Genomic DNA, 26991 nt, shown 5'->3' with positions numbered 1-26991 from the left:
GGCCACCGGAGCGGTCAGTCCTGCTCGGCCGGACCGTCCGCCGTGGTCTCCGCCTGGGCCGTCTCGTCGAGGGCGGTGCCCTCCTCGACGGCCTCCTCGTCGTCCGCCTCCGCGTTGCGGGCCATGCCCACCACCGCGTCGCGCTTTCCGAGGTTGATCAGTTGGACGCCCATCGTGTCACGTCCGGTTTCACGTACTTCGGAAACCCTCGTCCGGATGACGCCGCCCGAGAGGGTGATCGCCATCACCTCGTCGGTCTCCTCGACCACCAGGGCGCCGACCAGCGAGCCCCGGCCCTCGACGATCTTCGCCGCCTTGGTGCCGAAACCGCCGCGGCCCTGGACCCGGTACTCGTCCACGCCGGTGCGCTTGGCGTAGCCGCCGTCGGTCGCGGTGAAGACGAAGGTGCCGGGCCGGACCACGTTCATCGAGAGCAGCTCGTCGTCCTCGCGGAAGGCCATGCCCTTCACGCCCGAGGTGGCCCGGCTCATCGGCCGGAGCGCCTCGTCGGTGGCGGTGAAGCGGATCGACTGGGCCTTCTTGGAGACCAGCAGCAGGTCGTCCTCGGCGGAGACCAGCTCGGCGCCGATCAGCTCGTCGTCCCGGCCCTCCTCGTCCTGCCGCAGGTTGATCGCGATCAGGCCGCCGGAGCGGGGCGAGTCGTAGTCCTTGAGCGGGGTCTTCTTCACCAGGCCGCCGCGGGTGGCCAGCACCAGGTACGGCTTGTCCTCGTAGGTGCGGACCGCCATCACCTGGGTGATGTGCTCCTCCGGCTGGAAGGCCAGCAGGTTGGCCACGTGCTGGCCGCGGGCGTCCCGGCCGGCGTCGGGCAGCTCGTAGCCCTTCGCCCGGTAGACCCGGCCCTTGTTGGTGAAGAACAGGATCCAGTTGTGCGTGGTGGTCACGAAGAAGTGGTCGACGATGTCGTCCTGCTTCAGCTGCGCGCCGCGCACGCCCTTGCCGCCGCGCTTCTGCGAGCGGTACAGGTCGGAGCGGGTGCGCTTGACGTAGCCGCCACGGGTGATCGTGACGACGATGTCCTCCTCCGCGATCAGGTCCTCGACGGACATGTCGCCGTCGAAGGGGATCAGCGTGGAGCGCCGCTCGTCGCCGTACTTCTCGACGATCGCGGTCAGCTCCTCGGAGATGATCTCGCGCTGGCGGACCGGCGAGGACAGGATCGCGTTGTACTCGTTGATCTTGGCCTGCAGCTCGTCGTGCTCGCTCAGGATGCGCGCGCTCTCCAGCGCGGCCAGGCGGCGCAGCTGCATCTCCAGGATCGCGTTGGCCTGCAGCTCGTCGATGTCGAGCAGGTCCATCAGGCCGGTGCGGGCCGCGTCCGCGCTCTCCGAGGCCCGGATCAGCGCGATCACCGCGTCGATCTGGTCCAGCGCCTTGAGCAGCGCGCGCAGGATGTGCGCCCGCTCCTCGGCCTTGCGCAGCCGGAAGGTGGTGCGGCGGACGATCACGTCGACCTGGTGGTTGACCCAGTGCCGGATGAAGGCGTCCAGCGAGAGGGTGCGCGGCACCCCGTCGACCAGGGCCAGCATGTTGGCGCCGAAGTTGGTCTGCAGGTCGGTGTGCTTGTAGAGGTTGTTCAGCACGACCTTGGCGACCGCGTCGCGCTTGAGCACGACCACCAGGCGCTGGCCGGTCCGCGAGGAGGACTCGTCCCGGACGTCGGCGATGCCGGCCACCCGGCCGTCCTTCACCAGGTCGGCGATCTTCAGCGCCAGGTTGTCCGGGTTCACCTGGTACGGCAGCTCGGTGATCACCAGGCACTGGCGGCCCTGGATCTCCTCGACCTCGACCACCGCGCGCATGGTGATCGAGCCGCGGCCGGTGCGGTACGCGTCCTCGATGCCGCGGCGGCCGACGATCAGCGCACCGGTCGGGAAGTCCGGGCCCTTGATCCGCTCGATCAGGGCGTCCAGCAGCTCCTCGTTGGAGGCCTCGGGGTTCTCCAGCGCCCAGAGCGCGCCGGAGGCCACCTCGCGGAGGTTGTGCGGCGGGATGTTGGTGGCCATGCCGACCGCGATGCCGGTGGCACCGTTGATCAGCAGGTTGGGGATGCGCGCGGGCAGGACGGTGGGCTCCTGCGAGCGACCGTCGTAGTTGGCGGCGAAGTCGACGGTCTCCTCGTCGATGTCGCGCATCATCTCCATGGCCAGCGGCATCATCTTGCACTCGGTGTAGCGCATGGCCGCGGCCGGGTCGTTGCCCGGCGAGCCGAAGTTGCCGTTGCCGTCGACCAGCGGCATCCGCATCGACCACGGCTGGGCCAGCCGGACCAGGGTGTCGTAGATCGAGGTGTCGCCGTGCGGGTGGTAGTTGCCCATCACGTCGCCGACCACGCGGGCGCACTTGTAGTAGCCCTTCTCGGGCCGGTAGCCGCCGTCGTACATCGCGTACAGCACCCGGCGGTGCACCGGCTTGAGGCCGTCGCGCACCTCGGGCAGCGCACGGCTGACGATCACGCTCATCGCGTAGTCGAGGTAGGAGCGCTGCATCTCGGTCTCGAGCTCGATCGGCTCGATCCGCAGCGCGGTGCCGGTGTCCTCCGGCGCTTCGTCGCCCTGGGGACGGTTGTCGTCGACCACTGGTCGTCAGGTTCCTTTCGCGTGTGACTGGTTCGTGGGACGGCGGGGCGTCACACGTCCAGGAAGCGGACGTCCTTGGCGTTGCGCTGAATGAAGGAGCGCCGGGCCTCCACGTCCTCGCCCATCAGGACGGAGAACAGGTCGTCGGCACGGGCCGCGTCCTCCAGGGTGATCTTCTGGAGCAGGCGCAGGCCCTGGTCCATGGTGGTCACCCGCAGCTCCTCGGCGTTCATCTCGCCGAGACCCTTGAAGCGCTGGATCGCGTCGTCCTTGGGGAGCCGGCGGCCGGCCGCCACGCCCGCGGCGATCACCGCGTCGCGCTCGCGGTCCGAGTAGACGTACTCGAAGTCGTCCTTGCCCCACTTGATCTTGTACAGCGGCGGCATGGCCAGGTAGACGTAGCCGGCCTCGACCAGCGGCCGCATGAAGCGGAACAGCAGGGTGAGCAGCAGGGTGCGGATGTGCTGCCCGTCGACGTCGGCGTCCGCCATCAGGACGATCTTGTGATAGCGGAGCTTGGACTCGTCGTAGTCCTCCTGGATGCCGCAGCCGAACGCCGAGATCAGCGCCTGGACCTCGGTGTTCTGGAGGACCTTGTCGATCCGGGCCTTCTCGACGTTCAGGATCTTGCCGCGGATCGGCAGGATGGCCTGGACCCGCGGGTCACGGCCCTGCTTGGCCGAGCCGCCGGCCGAGTCGCCCTCGACGATGAAGATCTCGCACTCGGCCGGGTCCTTGGACTGGCAGTCGCTCAGCTTGCCGGGCAGCGAGGCCGACTCCAGCAGGCCCTTGCGCCGGGTCAGGTCGCGGGCCTTGCGGGCGGCGACGCGGGCGGTGGCGGCCTGGATCGACTTGCGGATGATGTCCGAGGCCTCGACCGGGTTGCGGTCCAGCCAGTCGTTCAGGTGCTCGTGCACCACCTTCTGGACGAAGGTCTTGACCTCGGTGTTGCCCAGCTTGTCCTTGGTCTGGCCCTCGAACTGCGGCTCGCCGAGCTTGACCGAGATGATCGCGGTCAGACCCTCGCGGATGTCCTCGCCGGAGAGGTTGTCGTCCTTCTCGCGGAGCAGCTTCTTGTCCCGGGCGTAGCGGTTCACCAGACCGGTGAGCGCCGCGCGGAAGCCCTCCTCGTGGGTGCCGCCGCCGTGGGTGTGGATGGTGTTGGCGAAGGAGTAGACGCTCTCGGTGTAGGAGCTGTTCCACTGCATGGCGATCTCGACCGAGATCTTCTTGTCCTTGTCCTCCGCCTCGTAGTCGATCACCGAGGGGTGGATGACCTCGCCCTTGCGGGAGTTGAGGTGGGTGACGAAGTCGGCGATGCCGCCGTCGTACTTGTAGGTGATCGAGAGCGGCTTGCCCTCGTCGTCCAGGTGCTCCGGGCGCTCGTCGGTCAGCGCGATGGAGAGGCCCTTGTTGAGGAAGGCCATCTCCTGGAAGCGCCGGGAGAGCGTCTCGAAGGAGTAGACGGTGGTCTCGAAGATGTCGCCGTCGGCCCAGAAGGTGACCGTGGTGCCGGTCTTCTCGGTGGCCTCGTGCCGGGCCAGCGGGGCGGTCGGGGCGCCGCCCTTGTAGTCCTGGGTCCAGCGGTGGCCGTCGGTGTGGATCTCGACCGAGAGCCGGGTGGAGAGGGCGTTCACCACCGAGATGCCGACGCCGTGCAGACCGCCGGAGACGGCGTAGCCGGTGCCACCGAACTTGCCGCCCGCGTGCAGCACCGTGAGGACGACCTCGACGGCCGGCTTGTCCTGCCCCGGCATGATGCCGACCGGGATGCCGCGGCCGTTGTCGGTGACCCGCACGCCGCCGTCGGCCAGGATGGTCACGTCGATGGTGTCGGCGTGGCCCGCCAGCGCCTCGTCGACGGAGTTGTCCACGATCTCCTGCACCAGGTGGTGCAGGCCGCGCTCGCCGGTGGAGCCGATGTACATGCCCGGGCGCTTGCGGACGGCGTCGAGGCCCTCGAGCACCTGGATCGCGTTCGCGTCGTAGGAGCTGCCGGCCTGCTGGTCGGCGGGGTCAGGGGTCTGGCTGGAGTTGCCGGAATCGGCCACGAAGCGCCCTCTCTGGCACAGCGCGGGCCGCAGACCCACCCCCTGAGCGGGAGGGCTTGCGACCACGGCGTTTCGACTCGGTTGCTGCGAGCAACGGTGTTTGCCCTTCAGTCTACCGGTACGACTGACATAGATGGCCGTTTGGCAGCCTCAGAAGGCAGATGTGCCGCTCTGAACCCCCGGCGGACATGTCCCGATACTCGGCAGGGGGGCTCAGAAGCCTCAGAAGGGCCGTCAGCGGTTCCGGAGGATCGCCTTCCCTTCCGCCCCGGCTCACCCCCAGGTGTCGCCCGGCCCCTTGCTCCCCGGAGCACGCAGTCGGCCGTACCCCCGCTGCGGGGCGTCCGGCCCCAGCACCTTGATCACCCGCACCGTGCCGTGGCCCAGCTCGTGGTTCAACCGGGCCACCAACTGCCGTGCCAGAAGCCGGAGTTGGGTCGCCCAGGCGGTGGAGTCGCACTGCACCGTGAGCACCGCCTCGGCCTCCGCGAAGCTCTTCGGCACGCAGTGCGCGGCGATGTCGGGCCCGACGATCTGCGGCCAGCGGCCCATCACCCCGCCCACCGCGGCCGGGGCCTCCCAGCCCCGCTCGGTGATCAGCCGGCTGAGCGCCGCCCCCAGCGGCACCGGGTCGCGCCCGTCCGCCCGGGCGCCGCTGCGCAGGCCGTTCCGCTTCGCCTCGCGCTTCTCCCTCACCTGCTCGCCCCGCAGCCGGGCCTGCTCCTTGGCCGCGCGCAGCGCGACCCGGGCCAGGTCCACCCCGGAGAGCTCCGGTTCGCTCATCGCGGCGCCCCTTTCTTTGTCCCCAGGCTGTGGACGGACGGAGAGCTGTCCAGAATACGGCGGGACGGGGACGCCGCGGACGCCGCCCGGGCCCTCGCGGAGGGCGGGCGGACCGTGGCGGGCGGGGCGGGGCGAGCGGAAGGGGAGAGGGGTCAGGCGCCGAGGCGGGTCACGGTGCCGTCGGAGACCGCGTACCGGGTGCCGCTGAGCGCCTTCGGGACGTCCTCCGGGACGGCGGCGGTCACCAGCACCTGCTCGGCCCCGGCCACCAGCTCGGCCAGCCGCTCCCGGCGGCGGGCGTCCAGCTCGGCGAAGACGTCGTCCAGGACCAGCACCGGCTCCCCGCCGTCCGCCCGCAGCAGCTCGTACGAGGCCAGCCGGAGCGCCAGCGCGTACGACCAGGACTCCCCGTGGCTGGCGTAGCCCTTGGCGGGCAGCGGGCCGAGCTTCAGGCCCAGCTCGTCGCGGTGCGGGCCGACCAGGGTCAGGCCGCGGGCCACCTCCTGGGCGCGGACCTCCTGGAGGGCCGCGAGCAGCTGCTGCTCGGCCTCCTCCCGGCTGGTCGGCAGGGCGCCCTCGAAAGAGCTGCGGTACTCCAGCGCGGTCTCCCCGCCGCCGGGCGCCAGCTGCTCGTAGGCGGCGGCCACCAGCGGCTGCAGGGCGGCCACCAACTGGAGCCGGAAGGCGGTGAGCTCGGCCCCGGCGCGGGCCAGGTGGCCGTCCCAGATCTCCAGGGTGGAGAGGTCGGCGCCCTTGCCGCCGCCGCCCCGGCGGGCCTGGGCGGCGGTCTTCAGCAGGGCGTTGCGCTGCTTGAGCACGCGCTCGTAGTCCTGCCGCACGCCCGCCAGACGGGGGGCGCGGGCGGTCAGCAGCTCGTCCAGGAAGCGCCGGCGCTCGCCCGGGTCGCCCTTCACCAGGGCCAGGTCCTCGGGGGCGAACAGCACGGTCCGCAGCAGGCCGAGGACGTCGCGCGGGCGGACGTTGTCGGAGCGGTTGATCCGGGCCCGGTTGGCCTTGCCGGCGGTGATCTCCAGCTCGACCAGGGTGGAGCGCTCGTCCCGGACCACGCTGGTGCGGATCACCGCGCGCTCGGCGCCGAGCCGGATCAGCGGGGCGTCGGTGGCCACCCGGTGGCTGCCCAGGGTGGCCACGTAGCCGACGGCCTCGACCAGGTTGGTCTTGCCCTGGCCGTTGGGCCCCACGAAGGCCGTCACGCCCGGGTCGAGGGCCACCTCGGCCCGGGCGTACGAACGGAAGTCGGCGAGCGACAGGTGCGCTACGTGCATACTGTGGACAACGCCGCCTTCTGTGGATAACTCCATTGGTTCACAACGGAGTTGTGGACTACTTCGACTCGACCGCGTGGCCGCCGAACTGGTTGCGCAGCGCGGCGATCATCTTCATCTGCGGCGAGTCCTCCTGGCGCGAGGCGAAGCGCGCGAACAGCGAGGCGGTGATCGCGGGCAGTGGCACCGCGTGGTCGATCGCGGCCTCCACCGTCCAGCGGCCCTCGCCCGAGTCGGCGGCCCAGCCCTTGAGCTTGGCCAGGTGCTCGTCGTCGTCCAGCGCCCGGACGGCCAGGTCGAGCAGCCAGGAGCGGATGACCGTGCCCTCCTGCCAGCTGCGGAAGACCTCGCGCACGTCGGTGACCTCGGGGGCCGCCTCCAGCAGCTCCCAGCCCTCGGCGAAGGCCTGCATCATCGCGTACTCGATGCCGTTGTGGACCATCTTGGCGAAGTGGCCGGCGCCGACCTTGCCCGCGTGCACCGAGCCGAAGTCGCCCTCGGGCTTCAGCGCGTCGAAGACCGGCTGGACCTTGGCGACGTCGGCCGCCTCGCCGCCGTACATCAGCGCGTAGCCGTTCTCCAGGCCCCAGACGCCGCCGGAGACGCCGCAGTCGACGAAGCCGATGCCCTTCTCGGCCAGCGCCTCGGCGTGCTTGACGTCGTCGGTCCAGCGGGAGTTGCCGCCGTCCACCACCACGTCGCCGGGGGAGAGCAGCTCGGCGAGGCGGTCCACGGTGTCCTGGGTCGGGCCGCCGGCCGGGACCATCACCCAGACCACCCGGGGGGCCTCCAGCTTGGTGACCAGCTCCTCGAGGCTGTCGACGTCGGCGAGTTCCGGGTTCTGGTCGAAGCCGATGACGGTGTGCCCTGCGCGGCGGATGCGCTCGCGCATGTTGCCGCCCATCTTGCCGAGACCGATGAGGCCGAGCTCCATGCCAAGTCCTTACCTGTGGTGACGTGCCTGATCGGCGGCGCCGTTGCCGCACAGGCTGAGCCTACGCCGCCGGGAATGCCGCCTCCCCCGGCCAGAGCTGACCGGGGGAGGAGTCGTCCACAGCTGTGGACGGGAGCCGATGGCCCGTCGGCCGGATCAGCCGGAGAGGCGGACCGGCATGATCAGGTACTGGTACGCCTCGTCTGCCTCGGCGTCCACCGCGGGCTTGCCGCTGAGCAGGGCCGGCTTGGTGGAGGTGGTGAAGCTCAGCTGCGCGTACGCGGCGTCGATCGCCTTCAGGCCCTCCTCCAGGTAGCCGGGGTTGAAGGCGATCGAGATGTCGTCACCTTCGAGGTCGGCCTCGATCCGCTCGGTCGCCTGGGCGTCGTCGCCCGAACCGGCCTCCAGGGTGAGCACGCCCTGCTCGAAGCTGAGCCGGACCGGCGTGTTCCGCTCGGCGACCAGCGAGACGCGCTTGAGCGCCTCCAGGAAGGGCTGGGTCTGGATCGCGGCGACGGCGCTGAACTCCGTCGGGAACAGGCTGCGGAACTTCGGGAACTCACCCTCCAGCAGGCGGGTGGTGGTCCGCCGCCCGGCGCCCTCGAAGCCGATCAGGCCCTCGCCGGCACCGCCGGAGGACAGCGCGATGGAGACGTTGTCCCCGCTGCCGAGCGACTTGGCAATGTCCTGCAGGGTGCGGGCGGGCACCAGGGCGACGGCCGAGATGTCGTCCTGCTCCGGCTTCCACATCAGCTCGCGGACCGCGAAGCGGTAGCGGTCGGTGGCGGCCAGGGTGATCTTGTCGCCCTCGATCTCCACCCGGACACCGGTGAGCACCGGCAGGGTGTCGTCGCGGCCGGCCGCGACGGCGGCCTGGCTGACGGCGGCGGCGAAGACGTCACCGGAGACGGTGCCGGTCGCGGTGGGCATCTGCGGCAGCGCCGGGTACTCGTCCACCGGGAGGGTGGGGAGGGTGAAGCGGGAGGAGCCGCAGACCACGCTGACCCGCTGGCCGTCGGTGGAGATCTCCACAGGCCTGTTGGGAAGGTTGCGCGAGATGTCGTTCAGCAGGCGGCCGGAGACCAGGACGGTGCCGGCCTCCTCCACCTCGGCCGCCAGCTCGACCCGGGCCGAGACCTCGTAGTCGAAGCCGGACAGGGCCAGGCTGCCCTCCTGCGCCGTCAGCAGCAGGCCGGCCAGCACCGGCACCGGCGGCCGCGCCGGGAGGCTGCGGGCAGCCCAGGCCACCGCCTCCGCGAGGACGTCACGCTCCACCCGGAACTTCACCGGTAACCGCCTCCTGGGTCCTGCTGTCGTCTGCCCGTCGCTGCGTCTGGTCGCTGCGTCCGTCGGCACCGGACCGCTCCGGTTGCCGGAGAACAGTCTGACGTACTCCGCCGACAGCCGGGGCACAAGGTCGGGGACGGACCGAACACACGTCGGACATCGGCTGTCCACAGATTTCGGGCCCACCCACCATTTTCCGGGTCGATCGCTCTATAGGTGTAGTGGTAGTAGTAGGGCCTGTGGATACAGTGGAAAACCCTGTTTTCGCAGGTCAGACCAGGTTTTTTATCCACAGCTCCTGTGGACCCGGAGTGTGGACAACCAGGGCCCTCTGTGGATGACCGAGAGTTACCCACAGGGCACGCTGAGTATCCACAGGTTATCCCCAGGCTCGTCCCCAGATCATGGACCAGTTATCCACCGGCCCCGATCAACATCACGTGACGCCTTTCACACGGGGCGGTGAACTGTGCACCAAGGTTGTCGAACTGTGGACTCAGCTGTGGAGAACCTGGGGATAACCTGCCTTTCCCTGGGGACAACCGGTGGATAACTCCGATGACGCCCTGAGGGTCCGTCAGATGTCCACAGCCTGTGGATAACCGTTGTGCACAAGTCCACAGGCGGCTGACCTGCGCGGAAGAGCGTAGTGCCCGCAGGCCTGTGGAGGAATTCTGGATAACTCGGCGGCTGTGCGCCTGTGGACGGGGAAGAGACACCCGATCCTGTGGAAAACGGTGGTGCGGGCCCGTGCCGTTCGAATTGCTGCTCATTCGTTCGGTACCGCACGGGAACTGTCGCGGCGTCACCTGACGGATTCCTGCCCCGCCCCCGCGCCTTCCACACCTGTGGAGGGGCCGCACGTGTGACACCGGGTGCCCCGGACGGCCCCGCGAGAGCCCTCGGAGAGCCCCCGGGTACGCCGAACGGGGAGCCGGCCCGGATGGGCCGACTCCCCGTCAGGTGTCCGTACCGGGGCCGGACTCAGCTCTTGATGCGGTTGGTGAGCTCGGTGACCTGGTTGTAGATGGACCGCCGCTCGGCCATCAGCGAGCGGATCTTCCGGTCCGCGTGCATCACCGTGGTGTGGTCCCGGCCGCCGAACTGCGCGCCGATCTTCGGCAGCGAGAGGTCGGTGAGCTCCCGGCAGAGGTACATGGCGATCTGGCGGGCCGTCACCAGCACCCGGCTGCGCGAGGATCCGCAGAGGTCCTCCACGCCCAGCCCGAAGTAGGCGGCGGTCTGCTGCATGATGACCTGTGCGGTGATCTCCGGCCCGGCGTCCTCGTCGCCGCCCGGGATCAGGTCCTTGAGGACGATGCCGGCCAGCTCCAGGTCGACCGGCGCCCGGTTCAGGTTGGCGAACGCGGTGACCCGGATCAGCGCGCCCTCCAGCTCCCGGATGTTCCGGGTGATCCGGGACGCGATGAACTCCAACACGTCGGCGGGGGCGTTGAGTTGCTCCTGGATCGCCTTCTTGCGGAGGATCGCGATCCGGGTCTCCAGCTCCGGCGGGGTGACGTCGGTGATCAGGCCCCACTCGAAGCGGTTGCGCAGCCGGTCCTCCAGGGTGGTCAGCAGCTTGGGCGGCCGGTCCGAGGAGAGCACGATCTGCTTGTTCGCGTTGTGCAGGGTGTTGAAGGTGTGGAAGAACTCCTCCTGGGTGGACTCCTTCGACGCCAGGAACTGCACGTCGTCCACCAGCAGGATGTCCATGTCCCGGTACCGCTTGCGGAAGGTGTCCGCCTTGCCGTCCCGGATCGAGTTGATGAACTCGTTGGTGAACTCCTCCGAGCTCACGTAGCGCACCCGGGTGCCCGGGAAGAGGCTGCGCGAGTAGTGCCCGATGGCGTGCAGCAGGTGGGTCTTGCCCAGCCCGGACTCGCCGTAGATGAAGAGCGGGTTGTACGCCTTGGCCGGCGCCTCGGCGACCGCCACCGCGGCCGCGTGCGCGAAGCGGTTGGAGGCCCCGATCACGAAGGTGTCGAAGAGGTACTTGGGGTTCAGCCGGGCGGCCGGCTCGTCCTTGCGCGAGCTGCTGCCGGCCGGCGGCGCACCCGGCGGCGCGGGCACCGGAACGGGGGAGCGCTCGGCCGGGGAACCCCCCGACTGCGGCCTGCTGTCCGGGAGTTGGGCACCCGTCTGGTCCGGGCGCCCGTCCGGACGGCCCCCGCCCCGCCGGGCCGGGGGACCCCCGGCGGCCGGGCGGTAGGCGCCGCCGAACAGGTCGTCCTGGCCCGAGCCGCCCTCGGACTCCTGGTACGAGGGGCCCTCCTGGTAGGAGGTCGGCTCGGGGTACGACGGGCTCTCCCAGGGGCGGCCCTCCGGCCGGCCCTCGGCCTGCGGCCCCCAGCCGCCGGTCTGCTCCGTCCCGGTGCCGCTGCCGTAGGGCGCGGGCCGCTGCTGGTACCCGGCGGTGTCGTACCGGCCGGGCCGCTCGTAGCTCTGCTCCGGGGCCGCCTCGTACTGCGACCGCTGCCCGGCCGGGCCGTACTCGGCGCCGGACGGCTGGTAGGGCTCGGGCTGCTGGTAGTCGTCCTGGTACGGCTCGGACGCGGACGGGTACGGCTCCGACACCGGCCAGCGCCCGGGGCCGGTCTGCCGGTCGTGCCGGTCCTGGTGCTCCGGGTAGCCGGACGGCTCGTCGCGGTACTGCGACGGCGAGGGCGACTGCAGGGCCTGGGGCCGGGGCGGCTGCGGCTCGGCAGGGGAGGGCGCGGGCGGCGGCGGGGTGGCGTTGGCGTCGACCATCACCGCGATCCGGACCGGGCGGCTGAAGGCCTTGCTCAGCTCCTCGGTCAGCGGCGGCAGCAGCCGGCCCTCCAGCACCTGCTTGGCCCGCTCGTTGGGGGCCGCCAGCAGGGCGGTGTCGTGCATCATCCACATCGGCTGGGTGCGCTTGAGCCACATCTTGTCGCTGTCGCCGACTACCGGGTCGTTGACCAGCCGCTCGACGACCCTCGTCCAGACCGCGACGAGATCGCTGTTGACATCAGCCACTGGTGCACGCTTTCTCGTTCCCCGCGACGGGGGGTGTCAAGGGACTCCCGTGCCGGCCCGATCAAGACGAACAAACCCGACAAGTCCTGCAACGGTAGTCAGCGGACTGGGCTGATTCAAGTTTCTGTCCACAGGCTGTGGGCAGGCGCGCCGGGAAGCCGCCCGAGCGGGGGACGGTGTCGGCACGGTCCTTGCGCCGCTTGGCCTCTATCATGATCCGGTCGCTTCCGGTGGGTACGTCCCGGAGCTCTTCGGGCGGGGTCCGGTTTGACCCTCCGCCCCCGTCCCGCGTACCGTAACCAGGTCGAGTTGTCGATGGCCGCTGCCGCATGTCCGCGGGTCCGCCCGCATTCCGAAGGCGCGCAGCACGGGCGCCGTGGATTGCCTCAACCCCAGCCGACCTGGGCGTTAGGGGCCGGATTTCCCAGCGAGGGGAGATCACGCGGACGCACGGTGACGGCCAAGCGACCTCCCGTCACCCTACGATTCACCTCAGGAGCCCCCGAGTGAGCAAGCGCACCTTCCAGCCGAACAACCGTCGTCGCGCCAAGACCCACGGCTTCCGGCTGCGGATGCGTACCCGTGCCGGCCGCGCCATCCTGGCCGCCCGCCGTGGCAAGGGCCGCAGCGCCATCTCCGCCTGATCCGCGTAGTACAGGGTCTGCAGTGCTGCCCTCCGAGAATCGGCTGCGGCGGCGCCAGGACTTCGCGACCGCGGTGAAACGCGGTCGCCGGGCCGGCCGGCCCCTGCTGGTGGTCCATCTCAACAGAGACGGAGCCGCCGGGGGCCGGACCGACCGGAACAGCGACACCAGCCCGCACGTCGCCGAGGGGTCTCCTTCGGCGCGTGCGGGTTTCGTCGTGAGCAAGGCCGTCGGCCCCGCCGTCGTGCGCAATCTGGTGAAGCGTCGGCTGCGCCACCTGGTCCGTGACCGTCTGGCGCTGCTGCCCGCAGGTAGCCTGATCGTGGTGCGCGCGCTTCCCCCCGCGGGGGCGGCCTCGTACCTCGATCTCGAACAGGACCTGGACGCGGCGCTCCGCCGACTGCTCCGGGCGGAGCCGACCGGCAGCGCGCCGACGGGAGCAGGGCGATGAAGTACCTGCTGATGGGGCTGATCAGGCTCTACCAGTGGACCATCAGTCCCCTGCTCGGACCGGTCTGCCGTTACTACCCCTCGTGCTCGCACTACGGGTACGAGGCGGTCCGGACGCACGGCGCGATCAAGGGCAGTGGCCTGACCGCCTGGCGCATCCTGCGATGCAATCCGTGGTCCCCCGGTGGGGTCGACCATGTACCGCCGCGCAAGCACCCGGTCTGGCACCGTCGGCTGCGCGATCTGCTGAGCCCCCCGAGCGGGACCGCCGGGCCAGAGCCGGTGGCTAGCCCGATGTCCAAGGAGTCTGACCGGTGACCTTCGGTTTTCTGAGTCCCCTCTACACAGCGGTGTCCTGGATCATCGTCCAGTTCCACTCGCTGTACAGCCACGTCTTCGACCCGGACGGCGGCTGGGCCTGGGGCCTTGCCATCGTCTCGATGGTGGTCGTCATCCGGATCTGCCTGATCCCGCTCTTCGTGAAGCAGATCAAGGCGACCCGGGCCATGCAGGCGATCCAGCCGAAGATGAAGGCCATCCAGGAGCGCTACAAGAACGACAAGCAGCGCCAGTCCGAAGAGATGATGAAGCTGTACAAGGAGGCGGGTACCAACCCGTTCTCCAGCTGCCTTCCCATCCTCGTGCAGGCGCCGTTCTTCACCGCCCTCTACGGTGTGCTCGCCTCGGTCGCCGACGGCAAGACCATCGGCGTCATCAACTCGCAGCTCCTGGTCAGCGCCCAGCAGGCGCACATCTTCGGGGCCCCGCTCTCCGCGACCTTCCTGAAGAGCGACGAGACCAGCGTCAAGATCGTCACCGCGTTGATGATCATCCTGATGTCGCTGTCGCAGTTCATCACCCAGCGCCAGCTGATGACCAAGAACATGGACCTGACGGTCAAGACGCCGTTCATGCAGCAGCAGAAGATGCTGATGTACGTCTTCCCGATCATGTTCGCCGTGATGGGCATCAACTTCCCGGTCGGTGTGTTGCTCTACTGGCTGACCACCAACGTCTGGTCGATGGGCCAGCAGCTGATCGTCATCCGCAACAACCCGACGCCCGGCTCCAAGGCCTTCGCCGAGCGCCAGGACCGCCTGAAGAAGGCGGGCCGGCTCAACCCGGACGGCACCGTGAAGAAGGGCGCGCTGATGGCGCTGCTCACCGGTGGCGGTGCGAAGAAGGGCGCCGAGACCCAGGCCCAGGCGGTGGTGCAGGACGCGGTGCAGGTCCGCCGGCAGCAGCCGAAGAAGACCACCAAGGCGCAGCGTCAGCACACCGGCACCCAGACGGCGGCCGCCGTCGAGGAGAGCGGTCCGGACGTGGCGGACGAGCCGAAGGCCAACCTGGAGAAGGACCCCGGCACCGCTGCCAAGGGTGGTGCGGCCAAGCCCGCGGCGGCCCGCGGCGGCCAGCGGCAGCAGCCGAAGCGCGGTGGCCAGCAGGGCGGCCAGCGGCCGAAGAAGAAGCCCTGACCCGGTCCCACACCCGGCCGGCAGCGGCCCCCTGAACTTCGTTCTCGGCCCCACCCGAGGGCCCATTCCCGAAGGAGTCCACCAGTGACGGAAGGCACCACCTCCGCCGCCGAGTCCTCGACCGACACCCTGGTCTCGCGCCTGGAGCAGGAGGGCGACATCGCGGCCGACTACCTGGAGGGTCTGCTCGACATCGCCGACCTCGACGGTGACATCGACATGGACGTCGAGGGCGACCGCGCCCTGGTCTCCATCGTCAGCGAAGGCAACGACCGCTCGCTGAGCCGGCTGGTCGGCCAGGACGGCGAGGTGCTGGAGGCGCTCCAGGAGCTGACCCGACTGGCGGTGCACCGCGAGACCGGTGAGCGCAGCCGCCTCATGCTGGACATCGCGGGCTTCCGGGCGCGCAAGCGCGCGGAGCTGGCGGAGCTGGGGGCCGAGGCGGCCGAGCGGGCGAAGTCGACGGGCGAGCAGGTGAAGCTCCGTCCGATGACGCCGTTCGAGCGCAAGGTGGTCCACGACGCGGTGGCCGCGGCCGGCCTGAGCAGCGAGTCGGAGGGCGAGGAGCCCCAGCGCTGCGTGGTCGTGCTCCCGCGCTGACCTCAGCGCGCAGCCGGTCCGGACCGACGACCCCGTCCGCCTCGTGCGGGCGGGGTCGTCGTCGCTGGGGCGGCGGGGCGCCGGGAAGACTTGAGCCGGTGTCAGAAGGGTGCTGTTTCACGTGAAACGGCGCCCTCGTGACAGAGTGTCCGGTATCGCGGGTGAGCGGAGACGGTGAGCGGAGAGGCTGAGATGGACACGGACGGCGTGGCGACCGAGGGCACCCCGGAGGAGAACGGTCCGCAGGGGCCGGGCGAGACTCCGGCGGCGGCGCAGCAGATCTTCGGGGACCGGCTCCCGATGGCCGTGCGCTACACCGAGCTGCTGGCCACGGCCGGTGTGCAGCGCGGGCTGATCGGTCCGCGCGAGGTGCCCCGGCTCTGGGACCGGCACGTGCTGAACTGCGCGGTGCTGGCCGAGCTGCTGCCGCCCGGCGCCTCGCTCTGTGACGTGGGCTCGGGTGCCGGCCTGCCCGGCATCCCGGTGGCGATGGCCCGCTCGGACGTCTCGGTGACCCTGCTGGAGCCGCTGCTGCGGCGCACCACCTTCCTGGAGGAGGTGGTCCGCGAGCTGGGGCTGACCAACGTCACGGTGCTGCGCGGCCGGGCCGAGGAGATGGTCGGCAAGCTGGCGGTGGACGTGGTGACCGCCCGGGCGGTGGCGCCGATGGACCGGCTGGCCGGCTGGGGGCTGCCGCTGCTCCGTCCGTACGGGCAGATGCTGGCGCTCAAGGGCGACACCGCCGAGCAGGAGCTGGCCGACTCGCGGTCGGCGCTGACCAAGCTGGGCGCGGTGAAGTGGTCGGTGATCGCGGTCGGCGAGGGCACCCTGGAGACCTCGACCCGGGTGGTCCGGGTGGAGGCGGGGGAGAGCCCGGGCGGTGTGAAGGCGGCCACCCGCCGGGCCAAGGCGGCCCGGGCCGGGCGCGGTGCCCGGGCGGGCGAGGGCGGCGGCCGGAGCGGCGGGTCGCGTCGCCGGCGCTGAGTTCACCGACTGTTCGTCTCGACGGAGCGGGTACCCGGACGGGTGCCCGCTCCGTCGCGTTCGGGGGGCGCACGGGGGCACGGGGCCGGGAGTCGGAGTGTCGCACCGTCAGATTTCCGACATTGCGGGCATGGTGTTTCACGTGAAACGTCGCTCACTGCTTTCCGGAATCCTCGGCCGCAGCCGGGCGGTGACTGTTGCCGCTCCGGTTTCACGTGAAACACTGACCCCCATGCAGGAGTCGGAGACCATCGCTCACGTCGATGACACGCCCATCGCACGGGCCGCCATGGCCGCGGTGGCGGCCGCCGGACGGGCCGGCGAAGGGCTGCCCCGGCCGGACGCCACCCGCGTGATCGTGGTGGCCAACCAGAAGGGCGGGGTGGGCAAGACCACCACCACCGTCAACATGGCCGCCGGACTGGCCATGCACGGGCTGCGGGTGCTGGTGGTCGACCTCGACCCGCAGGGCAACGCGTCCACCGCGCTGGGCATCGACCACCACGCCGAGGTGCCGTCGATCTACGACGTGCTGGTCGAGGGCAAGCCGCTGGCCGACGTGGTGCAGCCGGTCCGGGACGTGGAGGGGCTGTTCTGCGTGCCCGCCACCATCGACCTGGCCGGTGCGGAGATCGAGCTGGTCTCGCTGGTGGCCCGGGAGAGCCGGCTGCAGCGGGCGATCGCGGCCTACGAGCAGCCGCTGGACTACATCCTGATCGACTGTCCGCCCTCGCTCGGGCTGCTGACGGTCAACGCCCTGGTGGCCGGCCAGGAGGTGCTGATCCCGATCCAGTGCGAGTACTACGCGCTGGAGGGCCTCGGCCAGCTGCTCCGGAACGTCGAACTGGTCCGGGCGCACCTGAACCAGGCGCTGCACGTCTCCACCATCCTGCTCACCATGTACGACGCCCGGACCAGGCTGGCCGCCCAGGTGGCCGAGGAGGTCCGGACGCACTTCGCCCAGGAGGTGCTGAGCACGGCGATCCCGCGCTCGGTCCGGATCTCCGAGGCGCCCAGCTACGGACAGACCGTGCTGACCTACGACCCGGGCTCCACCGGGGCGCTCTCCTACCTGGAGGCGGCACGCGAACTCGCCCTGCGGTCAGCGGGGCAGGCGGTGGCCGGGCAGCAGCCCGGTGCCGCCCTGGGCCAGCAGCGCACCGGCGCACCGGCCCCGATGGCACAGCACGGCAGCACGATGGAGGACAACCGGTGAGTGGTGGGCGCAGGGGCCTGGGACGCGGGCTCGGGGCACTGATTCCGGCGGCGACGCCGGCCGCGGCTCCGGCCGTGGCGGCCGGTGCGGCGGCTCCGGAGCGGCCGGCCGGCGCGCCCACGACGGGCGCCGCTCCGGTGCTGCCCACCGGCCGGGGCACGGTGGCCGCCAAGGTCGCGGCCGAGCTGGCCCGGGACGCCGCGATCCCGGCCGGCCGGAGCGCGCTGGAGGACGAGCTCACCGCGCTGGCGCCGGTGGACGGCGCCCGGTTCGCCGAGCTGCCGCTGGACTCGATCACGCCCAACCCGCGCCAGCCGCGCGAGGTCTTCGACGAGGACAAGCTGGCCGAGCTGGTCGCCTCCATCAAGGAGGTGGGCCTGCTCCAGCCGGTGGTGGTCCGTCAGACCGCGGTCGGCCGCTTCGAGCTGATCATGGGCGAGCGCCGCTGGCGCGCCTCCCGGGAGGCCGGTCTCGAGGTGATCCCGGCCATCGTCCGGGCCACCGAGGACGACAAGCTGCTGCTCGACGCGCTGCTGGAGAACCTGCACCGGGCCGAGCTGAACCCGCTGGAGGAGGCCGCCGCCTACGACCAGCTGCTGCGGGACTTCTCCTGCACCCACGACGAGCTGGCCGACCGGATCGGCCGCTCCCGCTCGCACGTCTCCAACACCCTGCGGCTGCTCAAGCTCTCGCCCACGGTCCAGCGGCGGGTCGCCGCCGGGGTGCTGACGGCGGGTCACGCCCGGGCGCTGCTCGGCGTGCTGGACGCCGAGGCGCAGGACCAGCTGGCCCGGCGGATCATCGCGGAGGGGCTCTCGGTGCGCACCACCGAGGAGATCGTCGCGGTGATGGACCAGGACCAGAAGCCGCAGCGGGCGGCCGCGAAGGCCGGGAAGCTGATCTCGCCGGCCTTCAACGACCTCTCGGCGCGGCTCTCGGACCGCTTCGAGACCCGGGTCAAGGTCGAGGTCTCGCAGCGGAACGGCCGGCTCGGCAAGGGCAAGGTGGTGCTGGAGTTCGCCTCGGTGGAGGACCTGAACCGGATTCTGGACAGCCTGGCCCCGGGCGAGGAGGGGCTCCGCCTCTCCGGGAACTGACCGCTCCGGGGCCGGGGCTCCGGGCGGGGATCGCGACGCGGGTGCATGTTTCACGTGAAACATGCACCCGCCGCTGTTTCGGGTGAGAGTGTTCCGGTGGGCTGACGGACCGTCGGGAGCGTGCCGGCGGGGGAGCGCTGAGGAGGCGTGGGCGTGGGGCGAAGGATCGTTCCGTTGACGCTGGACAATCTGGCGGACCTTCCGCTGCCCTGCCGCTCCTGCGTGTTCTGGGAGTTGGACCCGGTGAGCGCCAAGGCGGCCGAGGAGGGCGGCAAGCCGGAGCTGGAGAAGGAGGGCTGGATCTCCGCCGTGCTGCTGGAGTGGGGCTCCTGCGGCCGGGTGGTCTACGTGGACGAGCGCCCGGTCGGCTACGTGCTCTACGCGCCTCCCGCGTACGTGCCGCGCTCGGCCTCCTTCCCGACCAGCCCGGTCTCGCCGGACGCGGTCCAGCTGATGGTCAGCCGGCTGCTGCCGGGGTACCAGCGGCAGGGGATCGGGCGGGTGCTGGTGCAGACCGTGGTGAAGGACGTGGTGGCCCGTGGATTCAAGGCGGTCGAGGCCTTCGGTGCGGCCGGCCGGGACGTGCCCAGCTGCCTGCTGCCGGCCGACCACCTGAGGGCGGTCGGCTTCAAGACCGTCCGGCCGCACCACCGGTACCCCCGGCTGCGGTTGGAGGCGCGCTCCACGCTCTCCTGGAAGGGCGACGTGGAGACGGCGCTGGAGCGGCTGCTCGGCGGCGCCAGGGCCCGGGGCGGCCCGCGCAAGGAACCGGCCCTGCGGCCGTTCTGACGGCCCGTGGCGAGGAACGGCGAGGGGCCTCCCGGTGCGTACCGGGAGGCCCCTCGCCGTCAGGGTGTGGTGGACCCTAGATGTACTCGGCCAGCTCGCGCAGCAGCGCGGCCTTCGGGCGGGCACCGGTGATGCTCTTCACCAGCTCGCCGTTCTGGTAGACGTTCAGCGTCGGGATGGAGATCACGCCGTACTGGGCGGCGGTGCCCTGGTTGGCGTCCACGTCCAGCTTGGCGACGGTGAGCTTGTCGCCGTGCTCGGTGGCGATCTCCTCGAGGATCGGGGCGACCTGGCGGCACGGGCCGCACCAGGTGGCCCAGAAGTCGACCAGGACGGGCTTGTCGCTCTTCAGAACCTCGGCGTCGAAGGTCGCGTCGGTCACGTTGATGGTGGCGCCGGCCACGGGAACTCCTAAAGGTCAGAACGGGGGTGTGCTGGTGAGAACAACGCGCGGCGCTGTTCTGTTTCTCAGACCGAGACGGTGGCGGCGGCCTGGGCGGCCTCGTGGTCCAGGGCGGCCAGGTAGCGCTCGGCGTCCAGTGCGGCGGCGCAGCCGGTGCCGGAGGCGGTGATGGCCTGGCGGTAGGTGTGGTCCACCACGTCGCCGGCGCCGAAGACGCCGGGGATGTTGGTCCGGGTGGAGGGGGCCTCGACCTTGAGGTAGCCCTCGGCGTCCAGCTCCAGCTGGCCCTTGAAGAGCTCGGTGCGCGGGTCGTGGCCGATCGCGATGAACAGGCCGGTGACCGGCAGCTCGCGCTTCTCGCCGGTGGTGGTGTCGCGCAGGGTCAGGTGGCTCAGCTTCGGGTCGCCGTGGATCTCCTCGACCGCGCTGTCCCAGGCGAAGGTGATCTTCGGGTCGGCGAAGGCGCGCTCCTGCATCGCCTTGGAGGCGCGCAGGCTGTCGCGGCGGTGCACCACGGTGACCGACTTGGCGAAGCGGGAGAGGAAGGTCGCCTCCTCCAGGGCGGTGTCGCCGCCGCCGACCACCGCGATGTCCTGGTCGCGGAAGAAGAAGCCGTCGCACGTCGCGCACCAGGAGACGCCCCGGCCGGAGAGCTTGTCCTCGTTCGGCAGGTTGAGCTTGCGGTGCTGGGAGCCGGTGGTGACGATCACCGCGCGGGCCCGGTGCACGGTGCCCTCGGAGTCGGTGACGGTCTTGATCTCACCGGTGAGGTCCACCGCGACGATGTCGTCCGGGACCAGCTCGGCGCCGAAGCGCTCGGCCTGGGCCCGCATGTTGTCCATCAGCTCGGGGCCCATGATGCCGTCCCGGAAACCGGGGAAGTTCTCGACCTCGGTGGTGTTCATCAGCGCACCGCCGGCGGTCACCGCGCCCTCGAAGACCAAGGGCTTGAGGGAGGCACGGGCGGTGTAGAGCGCAGCGGTGTACCCGGCGGGGCCGGAACCGATGATGATCACGTTACGGACGTCGCTCACTGCTTCTCCTGGTTCGCATCGCGGCCCGCGCTGTGCGGGAGGGCGGTCCTGCCCGCCGCCGGGGACAACGACTGACCAGTCTCCCTCATTCCCGGCTCCCGCCGTGACAGGCGCCCGCAGAGTGGGCAGTCCGGTGGGACAACGTCACCTGGGCGCCCGTTCTCCGGCCGGACGGGGGATGGCTGACGGCCCGTCAGCCGGCCGGGACGGCGCGGTGCAGCAGGGTGCGGCAGTCGGAGGTGACCAGGTAGGTGTCGTACCGGTCGGGGCCGAGCGGGAAGACCAGCGCGGTCACCTGCTCCCGGCCGTAGCTGCCCGCGGCCCGGACCAGCGGCGGGCCGGAGGGCAGGCCCGGGCAGGAGACGGCTGCCGCCTCCGCGCCCGCGGCGGGGGACGGGTCCGCTCCGGAGTCACCGGCGCCCGGCGCCTCGGGGGACCGGGCGGTGAGCGACCCCTTCCCGGCGGCGGGCGCCTGGCGCCGGCCGTTCACCAACCGCTGGACCTCCGCGGGCAGTCCGGCCTCGGTGAACTCGGTGCGGACGCCGGTGAACCCGCCCGCGGCGGCGGCGTCGGCCTTGGCCGATCCGGAGGCCGTGGTGTCCTGCCCCGTCGGCAGGCTCCGGAGGAGGCCGGCGAACAGGCCGGTCCCGAGCACCGCGAGGGCGGCGCCGACCAGCACCCGGCGGGACACCCGCCGGCGCCGTGGCGACCGCGCCCGTTGCCGGGCCCGGGCCTCGGTCCGGCCGGAGGGGAGGACCACGGGGGCGGCCGCCTCGGCGGCCAGGGCGGCGTCGATCCGCTCGGCCACCTCGGCGGGCAGCCCGGGGGCCGGCACCGTGCCCAGCAGCTCGCTCACCTCGGCCAGGGCGGCGAAGGTGTCGGTGCAGTCGGCGCAGCCGTCCAGGTGGCTCCGGAGGGCAGGGACCAGCCCGGGGTCGGCGAGGTCCTCGGCCAGGTCGGCCAGCAGGTCGACGTCGGGGTGGTCGGTGCCGGACCAGGACTCGGCGGGGGAGGAGTGGTTCATCGCGGGGTCACGTCTCCTCTCAGGGCCTGGCCGGGGCTCGGCTGCTCTGGGACGGGTGGGGCGGCGTTCCGGTTCCCGTCCGCCGTTTCACGTGAAACACCGGAGGCGGCGGTGCCGTCGGTTTCACGTGAAACCGACCGCAGGTGCCGCACCAGCGGCAGCAGCTTGGCCCGCCCGCGGGCGCAGCGGCTCTTCACCGTGCCGACCGGCACGCCCAGCACCTCGGCCGCCTCGGCCACCCCGTAGCCCTGCATGTCGACCAGCACCAGGGCGGCCCGCTGGTCCGGCGGCAGGGCGGCCAGCGCGGCGGTCACCTCCCGCTGGAGCTCGGCCCGGACCACCACCGCCTCGGTGGCCTCGGCGCTGCCCAGCAGGCGGTCGAGCCGGTGCTCCTCCTGGTCCAGCGGGGTGGCCGGACGGCTGGCGGAGCGGCGGGCGCGGTCCAGGCAGGCGTTGACCACGATCCGGTGCAGCCAGGTGGTGACGGCCGAACGGCCCTCGAAGGTGTGGGCGGCCCGGAAGGCCGAGACCAGGGCGTCCTGGAGGGCGTCGGCGGCCTCCTCGCGGTCGCCCAGGGTGCGCAGCGCGACCGCCCAGAGGCGGTCCCGGTGGCGGCGGACCAGCACGCCGAAGGCGTCCGGATCGCCGGCCGCGTGCCGCGCCAGCAGGGTGGCGTCGGGGAGCTCCTCCTCCGTCACCGCCACCCCCTCTCCGCCCGTCAGCCGATGACCTTCACCTCGGCGATCCGGCCGCGGTACTGGGAGTCCCCATCCTTGGGGATGCTGGTGAGCCAGAGCAAGAGGTAACGGGTGGTGAGCGGCTGGCCGGGCTTGAGCTCGACCTGGGTGCCCTGCTGGGTGGCCACCGGGCTGCCGAAGGAGGCCAGGCCGGACTTGTCGGCGCGCGGTGCGGAGACCGTGCCCTTGGGCTGCGCGTAGAGCTCCATCCTGGAGCTGCCGCCGAACTGGACCTGGACCGAGCTGACCTGCTGCTCGCTGCCCAGGTCGACCAGCAGGCCGGTGCCGGCCCGGAAGCTGCCGCCCAGGTCGTCGTAGTAGCCGGAGGTGGACCAGGCGGTGGCCGGGTCGCCGTCGTAGGCCCGGGGCACCTCGCTGACGTGCTCCGGGTCGCTGCCGAGCGCGTTGAAGGAGGACATGCCCGCGATGGCGAGGGGCTTGCCGGGCGGGGCCGCCGGGTTGCCGGTCGAGGTGGCTCCGGTGCTCGGCTGCTGGTCGTGGACCTCGGCCTCGGAGCGGTCGTTGTAGTAGCTGACGAGCTGCCAGGAGGCCACGCCGATGACGGCCAGCGCGACCACCGAGGCGGTCAGCCGGACCAGCCGCCGCAGACGCGGGCGGCGGGGGCGGGGCTGCTGCGGCGGTGCCTCGTGCAGGGCGGGGTGCGGGGCGGTGTGCGCCGAGGGGTGCTGGGGGGCGTGGTGCTGCGGCCGGCCCTGCGGCGGCTGGGGCCGGTGCGGGCGCGGCGGCGGGGGCGGCGGGGTGAACGACGGTGCGGGCTGCTCGGGCTGACGGACCTTCGGCATCAGCGCGATCGCCTTGGCCAGCTCCTCCGGCGTGGTGATCGGCTCCTGGTGGTGCGGCGGGGTCTCGCACAGCGCCCGGGCGGCCAGCTCGGAGAGGCCCTTGTGGACGCCCGCCTTGACCTGCTCCGGCGGTACGCAGTCCAGCCCCTTCGGCACCCCCTGGAGGTCGTAGCGGTCCTCGGGGTAGGGCCAACGGTGCGTCAGGGCGGCGAACAGCAGCGCCCCGATGGCCCGGGTGTCGGTCCGGGAGGCGTCCTCGTCGGGGAGGCCGCGCAGCGCGGCGTCCACCGCGATGCCGTTGATCCGGTACTGGCCGCTGTCGGTGCGCAGCACGCACCTCGGGGTGAGCCGCAGGTGGGCCTGGCCGCGCCGGTGCGCGGCCGCGATGGCGTCGGTGACCTGACGGACCATCTGGTAGGCCTCGTAGGGCTCCATCGGGCCCTCGGCGAGCAGCTGGGCCAGGTCGGAGGCGCCGGGCAGCCACTCCCGGACGACGTAGACGTGGTCGCCGTCCTGGACCGCGTCGAGCACCTGGACGAAGCGCGGGTCGCCGAGCAGGGCGGCCGACTTGGCGGCGGCCAGCACGCCGCGGGCGCGCTGGTGGCCGGCCGAGAGCAGGTGCACGCCGACCGGGCGGCGGAGCTTCTCGTCCACCGCGCGCCAGCTGCTGAAGTGCTCGGACTGGGTGATGCAGTCCTCCAGCCGGTACCGGTCCGCGATCCGGTCGCCGCTGTGCCGCACCGGGGCGGGGCGGAGCAGCGGCAGCTCGCCGGTGGGCTGGTCGATGGTGGCGGCCAGCTCCTCGGAGGTGGCCGCGGGCGCGGCGTCGTCGGAGGCACCGGTGTCCGTGCCGGTGGCGCTCACGGGGGCGGAGGTGGCCCGCACCGCCTTCCGGGCCGCCTCGGCGGCCTCCGTCGACGCCGCGCCCTTGGCGGAGCCGTTGGCCCGGGCCTTGGCCCCGGCGGCGGCCTTGGACGTGCCCCCGGTGCTGCTCGCGGTGCTGCCCGCGGTCGCCCCGGTGCGGTCCGACAGCGGTGGCCGGTCGGCGAGTTCGGCGGCGATCTCGGCGGTGGAGAGCGGCGCGGTGGCCTCGGACTCCCGCTCCGTGCGGCCGTCGGCGCGCAGGTCCGAGAGGTCCCCGAGTGCGGTGGCCACCGCCGTGTCGTCCGTCGCGGACGTGTCGACTACCGCCTTGGTGCCATCAGCCACCGTTGTCCTGCCTCCCCTTGCGTCGCCCCGGGTTCCGGAAAGTCGGCCGTCGGCCCGGCCCCGGAGGGCGGCGGCGTGCCAGGACAATTGTGCCCACTCTTCCTCCCCTGCTACGACCGCTGGGCGAACCGACCGGTTGCGTTCCGGCCGCGTCGGGCCGGAGTTCACCGGTCGGTGGGTTGCGCGGGCCCCGGGAGGACCCCGTCCGGACTGACGGCGGGTCAGCGTCCCAGCCTGCTCCGCACCATACCGATCATCGCGTTGAGCTCCTCGATCCGCATCCGACGGGCGATCAGACCGAAGACGGCCAACTGCAGTCCGCCGGCCAGCACCAGGGTGACCACCGCGCCCGGCCAGTCCCCGAGCGCGCCGGTGAGCAGGTCGTTCAGCAGCAGTCCGGTGACGGCGCCGACCGCGGCGGCGGGCACCGAGGCGATCGCCAGCCGGACGTAGGTCTTGGCGATCCGTCCGGTGTCCAGCCCGCCGATCCGGGCCTTCAGCTTGGGGACCGCCACCGCCACGCCGACCGCGTAGGCCAGCCCGTAGCCGAGGGCCATCCCGGTGACCGCCCACTGGGAGGGCAGCAGGTACCAGCAGAGCACCGCGAAGGCGGCCTGACAGCCCGCCACCCAGACGGTGTTGGCGAACGGCGTGCGGGTGTCCTCGTAGGCGTAGAAGCCGCGCAGCAGCACGTACTGCACCGAGTAGGGGATCAGGCCGAGCGCGAAGGCGGAGAGCATCCAGCCGATCGCGGTGGTGCCGTGGGCGACCGCCCCGCCGTTGCCGAAGCCGTAGATCGCGCTGCCGATCACCGGGCCGAGCGCGAGGAAGAGGAAGGCGGCGGGCACGATCGCCACCGCCGAGGTGCGCAGCCCGTACGAGAGGTCGTCGCGGACCGCCCCGGCGTCGCCGTCGGCGGCCGAGCGGGAGAGCCGGGGGAGCACCGCGCTCATCACCGAGACGGTGACCACGGCCATCGGCAGCTGCCAGATCAGCAGTGCGTTGGAGTACGCGGCCAGGCCGACGCCCAGGTGCCCGGTGGCCTCGGCCGCCGAACCGGCGGCGGTGGCCAGCTGGGTGATCACCAGGTACCCGGCCTGGTTGGCCAGCACGAACAGGAAGGTCCACTTGGCCAGCCGGGCGGCCTTGCCGAGGCCGTGGCCGCGCCAGTCGAAGCGGGGGCGGAAGCGGAACTCGGCGGCCCGCAGGTAGGGAACCATCGCCAGGGCCTGGACGGCCAGGCCGAGCAGGGTGCCGATGCCGAGCAGCCGGACGCCCTCGGGGGCGATGGTCGCCGGGGTCACCTCGCTGTGCTGGAAGGTGCCGTAGACCCAGATGTACGTCCCGAAGGTGGCGATCACCACGACGTTGTTGAGGACCGGGGTCCACATCATCGCGCCGAACCGGCCCCGGGCGTTGAGGATCTGACCCATCACCACGTGGATGCCCATGAAGAAGATGGTGGGCAGGCAGTACCGGGCCAGCGCCACGGTGGTGTCCGCGGTGGCCGGGTCCTTCATCAGCGAGTGCGAGATCAGCTGCACCAGCAGCGGGGCGCCGAGCACGGCCAGGAAGGTCACCCCGGCCAGGCCGGCCATCACCACGGTGAGCAGCCGGTTGGCGTAGGCGGTGCCGCCGTCCTCGTCGTTCTTCATCGCCCGGACCAGCTGCGGGACGAAGACCGCGTTGAGCGCGCCGCCGCCGATCAGGATGTAGAGCAGGGTGGGCAGGGTGTTGGCCGCGTTGTACGAGTCGCCCATGGTGCCGACGCCGATCGCGGCGGCGATCACCATGGTGCGCAGGAAGCCGGTGCCGCGGGAGACCAGGGTGCCGGCCGCCATCAGGGCGCTGGAGTTCACCAGGCCGGCCACCTTGCCGCCGGCCGCGGGTACGGGCGCGGTGGCGGGCCGCTCGGCCGCCACGGGGGGCGTGAGCGGGGTGGCGGGCGGGCCGATGGCCTCGGCCTCGGAGAGCGGCGGGTCGAACTCGATCGGCGGGACGTAGGGCTCGTCGCGGTCCGGGCCGTCGCCGCCGTCGCCGCCCTTGCTCGGGCCGGCCGCGGCGACGGCGGAACCACCGGTGGCGGAACCGGCGGCGGCACCGGTGAGCAGGCCGTCCACGCCGACGTACTCCGCGGTCGGGTCGTCCGGATCGGTGGCGGGCACGGGCGCGGTGGCGGGCTCCGCGAGCGGTTCGGCGGCCAGCGAGGCCCAGCGCGGGGCGGGGGCGGTCAGGGCGGACTCGGCGGGCAGCTGCCGGGACGGCTGGAGCAGCCGGAGGGTCTGCGGGTCGTCCGGGTCGGCGAGGGGGTGGAGCGGGTCGCCGGGGCCGTCCTGGTCGGCGGTCCGGGTGTCCGCGGGTGCCTCGGGGGCCGGGTGCTGCGGCGGCACGGCGGCGGGGGTGCGCAGCCCGTACGGGTCCGGACCGGGCTCGGTCGGGTACGGGTCCACCGCGTAGGGGTCCTGGGCGTAGGTGTCCGCCAGGTACCAGTCGGCGGGTTGGGCCGCCGGGCCGTCCTGCCCCGCGGCGCGTCCCTGCTCACGGCCCTGTGCTCGGTCCTCGCGCGGCCCGCTCATGCCACCTCA

The 26991-nt window shown here is 72.0% G+C and carries 21 protein-coding genes and 1 pseudogene; 9 read left to right on the top strand and 13 right to left on the bottom strand.

The genetic code is table 11. The features are described 5' to 3' along the window. Positions 1 to 14: 14 nt before the first annotated feature. From gyrA to dnaA, 7 genes are all read right to left on the bottom strand, one after another. Positions 15 to 2600, bottom strand: coding sequence for a DNA gyrase subunit A (gene gyrA, locus ACIA8O_RS10215; RefSeq protein ID WP_396293198.1), 2586 nt, complete (start codon positions 2598 to 2600; stop codon positions 15 to 17). Positions 2601 to 2650: 50 nt separating this feature from the next. After that, entirely contained in the window at positions 2651 to 4651 is a 2001-nt protein-coding gene (gene gyrB, locus ACIA8O_RS10210) for a DNA topoisomerase (ATP-hydrolyzing) subunit B (protein WP_396293197.1), read from the bottom strand. A gap of 273 nt (positions 4652 to 4924) precedes the next feature. Continuing rightward, complete coding sequence (locus ACIA8O_RS10205; protein WP_396293196.1) at positions 4925 to 5434, bottom strand: DUF721 domain-containing protein; 510 nt, start codon at positions 5432 to 5434, stop codon at positions 4925 to 4927. A gap of 152 nt (positions 5435 to 5586) precedes the next feature. Beyond that, positions 5587 to 6720, bottom strand: a complete 1134-nt coding sequence (gene recF / locus ACIA8O_RS10200) for a DNA replication/repair protein RecF (RefSeq protein ID WP_396293195.1) — start codon at positions 6718 to 6720, stop codon at positions 5587 to 5589. 58 nt (positions 6721 to 6778) lie between these two features. Continuing rightward, on the bottom strand, positions 6779 to 7654 hold the full coding sequence (gene gnd / locus ACIA8O_RS10195; RefSeq protein ID WP_396293194.1) for a phosphogluconate dehydrogenase (NAD(+)-dependent, decarboxylating): 876 nt from the start codon (positions 7652 to 7654) through the stop codon (positions 6779 to 6781). A gap of 156 nt (positions 7655 to 7810) precedes the next feature. Continuing rightward, the gene (gene dnaN / locus ACIA8O_RS10190; protein WP_396293193.1) at positions 7811 to 8941 is read right to left on the bottom strand and encodes a DNA polymerase III subunit beta; all 1131 of its coding nucleotides are present in this window, start codon (positions 8939 to 8941) and stop codon (positions 7811 to 7813) included. A 984-nt stretch (positions 8942 to 9925) separates the two neighbouring features. Then, positions 9926 to 11941 carry a chromosomal replication initiator protein DnaA gene (gene dnaA / locus ACIA8O_RS10185; RefSeq protein ID WP_396293192.1) on the bottom strand — a complete coding sequence of 672 codons (2016 nt, stop codon included), beginning with the start codon at positions 11939 to 11941 and terminating at the stop codon, positions 9926 to 9928. A 506-nt stretch (positions 11942 to 12447) separates the two neighbouring features. On the opposite strand from dnaA, the gene rpmH reads away from it, so the two are divergent. From rpmH to ACIA8O_RS10140, 9 genes and pseudogenes are all read left to right on the top strand, one after another. Next, positions 12448 to 12585, top strand: a complete 138-nt coding sequence (rpmH, locus tag ACIA8O_RS10180; RefSeq protein WP_148643823.1) for a 50S ribosomal protein L34 — start codon at positions 12448 to 12450, stop codon at positions 12583 to 12585. A 22-nt stretch (positions 12586 to 12607) separates the two neighbouring features. Further along, on the top strand, positions 12608 to 13036 hold the full coding sequence (gene rnpA / locus ACIA8O_RS10175) for a ribonuclease P protein component (protein ID WP_396293191.1): 429 nt from the start codon (positions 12608 to 12610) through the stop codon (positions 13034 to 13036). Continuing rightward, on the top strand, positions 13033 to 13353 hold the full coding sequence (yidD, locus tag ACIA8O_RS10170) for a membrane protein insertion efficiency factor YidD (protein ID WP_345290530.1): 321 nt from the start codon (positions 13033 to 13035) through the stop codon (positions 13351 to 13353). The genes rnpA and yidD overlap by 4 nt, the downstream gene beginning before the upstream one ends. After that, complete coding sequence (gene yidC, locus ACIA8O_RS10165) at positions 13350 to 14510, top strand: membrane protein insertase YidC (RefSeq protein ID WP_396293190.1); 1161 nt, start codon at positions 13350 to 13352, stop codon at positions 14508 to 14510. The genes yidD and yidC overlap by 4 nt, the downstream gene beginning before the upstream one ends. Before the next feature lie 84 nt (positions 14511 to 14594). Next, positions 14595 to 15110 (top strand): protein jag, encoded by a 516-nt coding sequence (locus ACIA8O_RS10160; RefSeq protein ID WP_396293189.1) that lies wholly within the window; start codon positions 14595 to 14597, stop codon positions 15108 to 15110. 192 nt (positions 15111 to 15302) lie between these two features. Beyond that, a complete protein-coding gene (gene rsmG / locus ACIA8O_RS10155) occupies positions 15303 to 16094 on the top strand; it encodes a 16S rRNA (guanine(527)-N(7))-methyltransferase RsmG (RefSeq protein WP_396293188.1) in 792 nt (263 codons plus the stop codon). A gap of 205 nt (positions 16095 to 16299) precedes the next feature. Next, positions 16300 to 17310: pseudogene (locus ACIA8O_RS10150) on the top strand (ParA family protein); the annotation flags it as partial. Continuing rightward, positions 17307 to 18407, top strand: a complete 1101-nt coding sequence (locus ACIA8O_RS10145; RefSeq protein WP_396293187.1) for a ParB/RepB/Spo0J family partition protein — start codon at positions 17307 to 17309, stop codon at positions 18405 to 18407. The pseudogene ACIA8O_RS10150 and the gene ACIA8O_RS10145, both read left to right, overlap by 4 nt. A 153-nt stretch (positions 18408 to 18560) precedes the next feature. Then, complete coding sequence (locus ACIA8O_RS10140; protein WP_396293186.1) at positions 18561 to 19196, top strand: GNAT family N-acetyltransferase; 636 nt, start codon at positions 18561 to 18563, stop codon at positions 19194 to 19196. 76 nt (positions 19197 to 19272) lie between these two features. On the opposite strand, the gene trxA is transcribed toward ACIA8O_RS10140, so the two are convergent. From trxA to murJ, 6 genes are all read right to left on the bottom strand, one after another. Next, a complete protein-coding gene (trxA, locus tag ACIA8O_RS10135; protein ID WP_396293185.1) occupies positions 19273 to 19599 on the bottom strand; it encodes a thioredoxin in 327 nt (108 codons plus the stop codon). Positions 19600 to 19664: 65 nt separating this feature from the next. Next, a complete protein-coding gene (trxB, locus tag ACIA8O_RS10130; RefSeq protein WP_396293184.1) occupies positions 19665 to 20633 on the bottom strand; it encodes a thioredoxin-disulfide reductase in 969 nt (322 codons plus the stop codon). Positions 20634 to 20826: 193 nt separating this feature from the next. Then, positions 20827 to 21657, bottom strand: coding sequence for a hypothetical protein (locus tag ACIA8O_RS10125; RefSeq protein ID WP_396293183.1), 831 nt, complete (start codon positions 21655 to 21657; stop codon positions 20827 to 20829). Further along, the gene (sigM, locus tag ACIA8O_RS10120; protein WP_396293181.1) at positions 21654 to 22361 is read right to left on the bottom strand and encodes an RNA polymerase sigma factor SigM; all 708 of its coding nucleotides are present in this window, start codon (positions 22359 to 22361) and stop codon (positions 21654 to 21656) included. Before sigM ends, ACIA8O_RS10125 begins: the two co-directional genes overlap by 4 nt. Positions 22362 to 22375: 14 nt before the next feature. Beyond that, a complete protein-coding gene (locus ACIA8O_RS10115) occupies positions 22376 to 24406 on the bottom strand; it encodes a protein kinase family protein (RefSeq protein ID WP_396293180.1) in 2031 nt (676 codons plus the stop codon). A gap of 221 nt (positions 24407 to 24627) precedes the next feature. Next, complete coding sequence (murJ, locus tag ACIA8O_RS10110; protein ID WP_396293179.1) at positions 24628 to 26982, bottom strand: murein biosynthesis integral membrane protein MurJ; 2355 nt, start codon at positions 26980 to 26982, stop codon at positions 24628 to 24630. Between the last annotated feature and the right edge of the window lie 9 nt (positions 26983 to 26991).

Source organism: Kitasatospora sp. NPDC051853, assembly GCF_044452665.1.
In the GTDB taxonomy this organism is placed as follows: Bacteria; Actinomycetota; Actinomycetes; order Streptomycetales; family Streptomycetaceae; genus Kitasatospora.
The sequence above is the reverse complement of the archived record's forward strand: the minus strand, read 5'-3'. Positions and strand labels throughout refer to the sequence as shown.

Bases quoted from the DNA above. Each gene is read 5' to 3' on its own strand.
- gnd (WP_396293194.1), bottom strand. From the start codon at position 7,654: ATGGAGCTCGGCCTCATCGGTCTCGGCAAGATGGGCGGCAACATGCGC.
- yidD (WP_345290530.1), top strand. From the start codon at position 13,033: ATGAAGTACCTGCTGATGGGGCTGATCAGGCTCTACCAGTGGACCATC.
- murJ (WP_396293179.1), bottom strand. From the start codon at position 26,982: ATGAGCGGGCCGCGCGAGGACCGAGCACAGGGCCGTGAGCAGGGACGC.
- rsmG (WP_396293188.1), top strand. From the start codon at position 15,303: ATGGACACGGACGGCGTGGCGACCGAGGGCACCCCGGAGGAGAACGGT.
- ACIA8O_RS10205 (WP_396293196.1), bottom strand. From the start codon at position 5,434: ATGAGCGAACCGGAGCTCTCCGGGGTGGACCTGGCCCGGGTCGCGCTG.
- recF (WP_396293195.1), bottom strand. From the start codon at position 6,720: ATGCACGTAGCGCACCTGTCGCTCGCCGACTTCCGTTCGTACGCCCGG.
- ACIA8O_RS10125 (WP_396293183.1), bottom strand. From the start codon at position 21,657: ATGAACCACTCCTCCCCCGCCGAGTCCTGGTCCGGCACCGACCACCCC.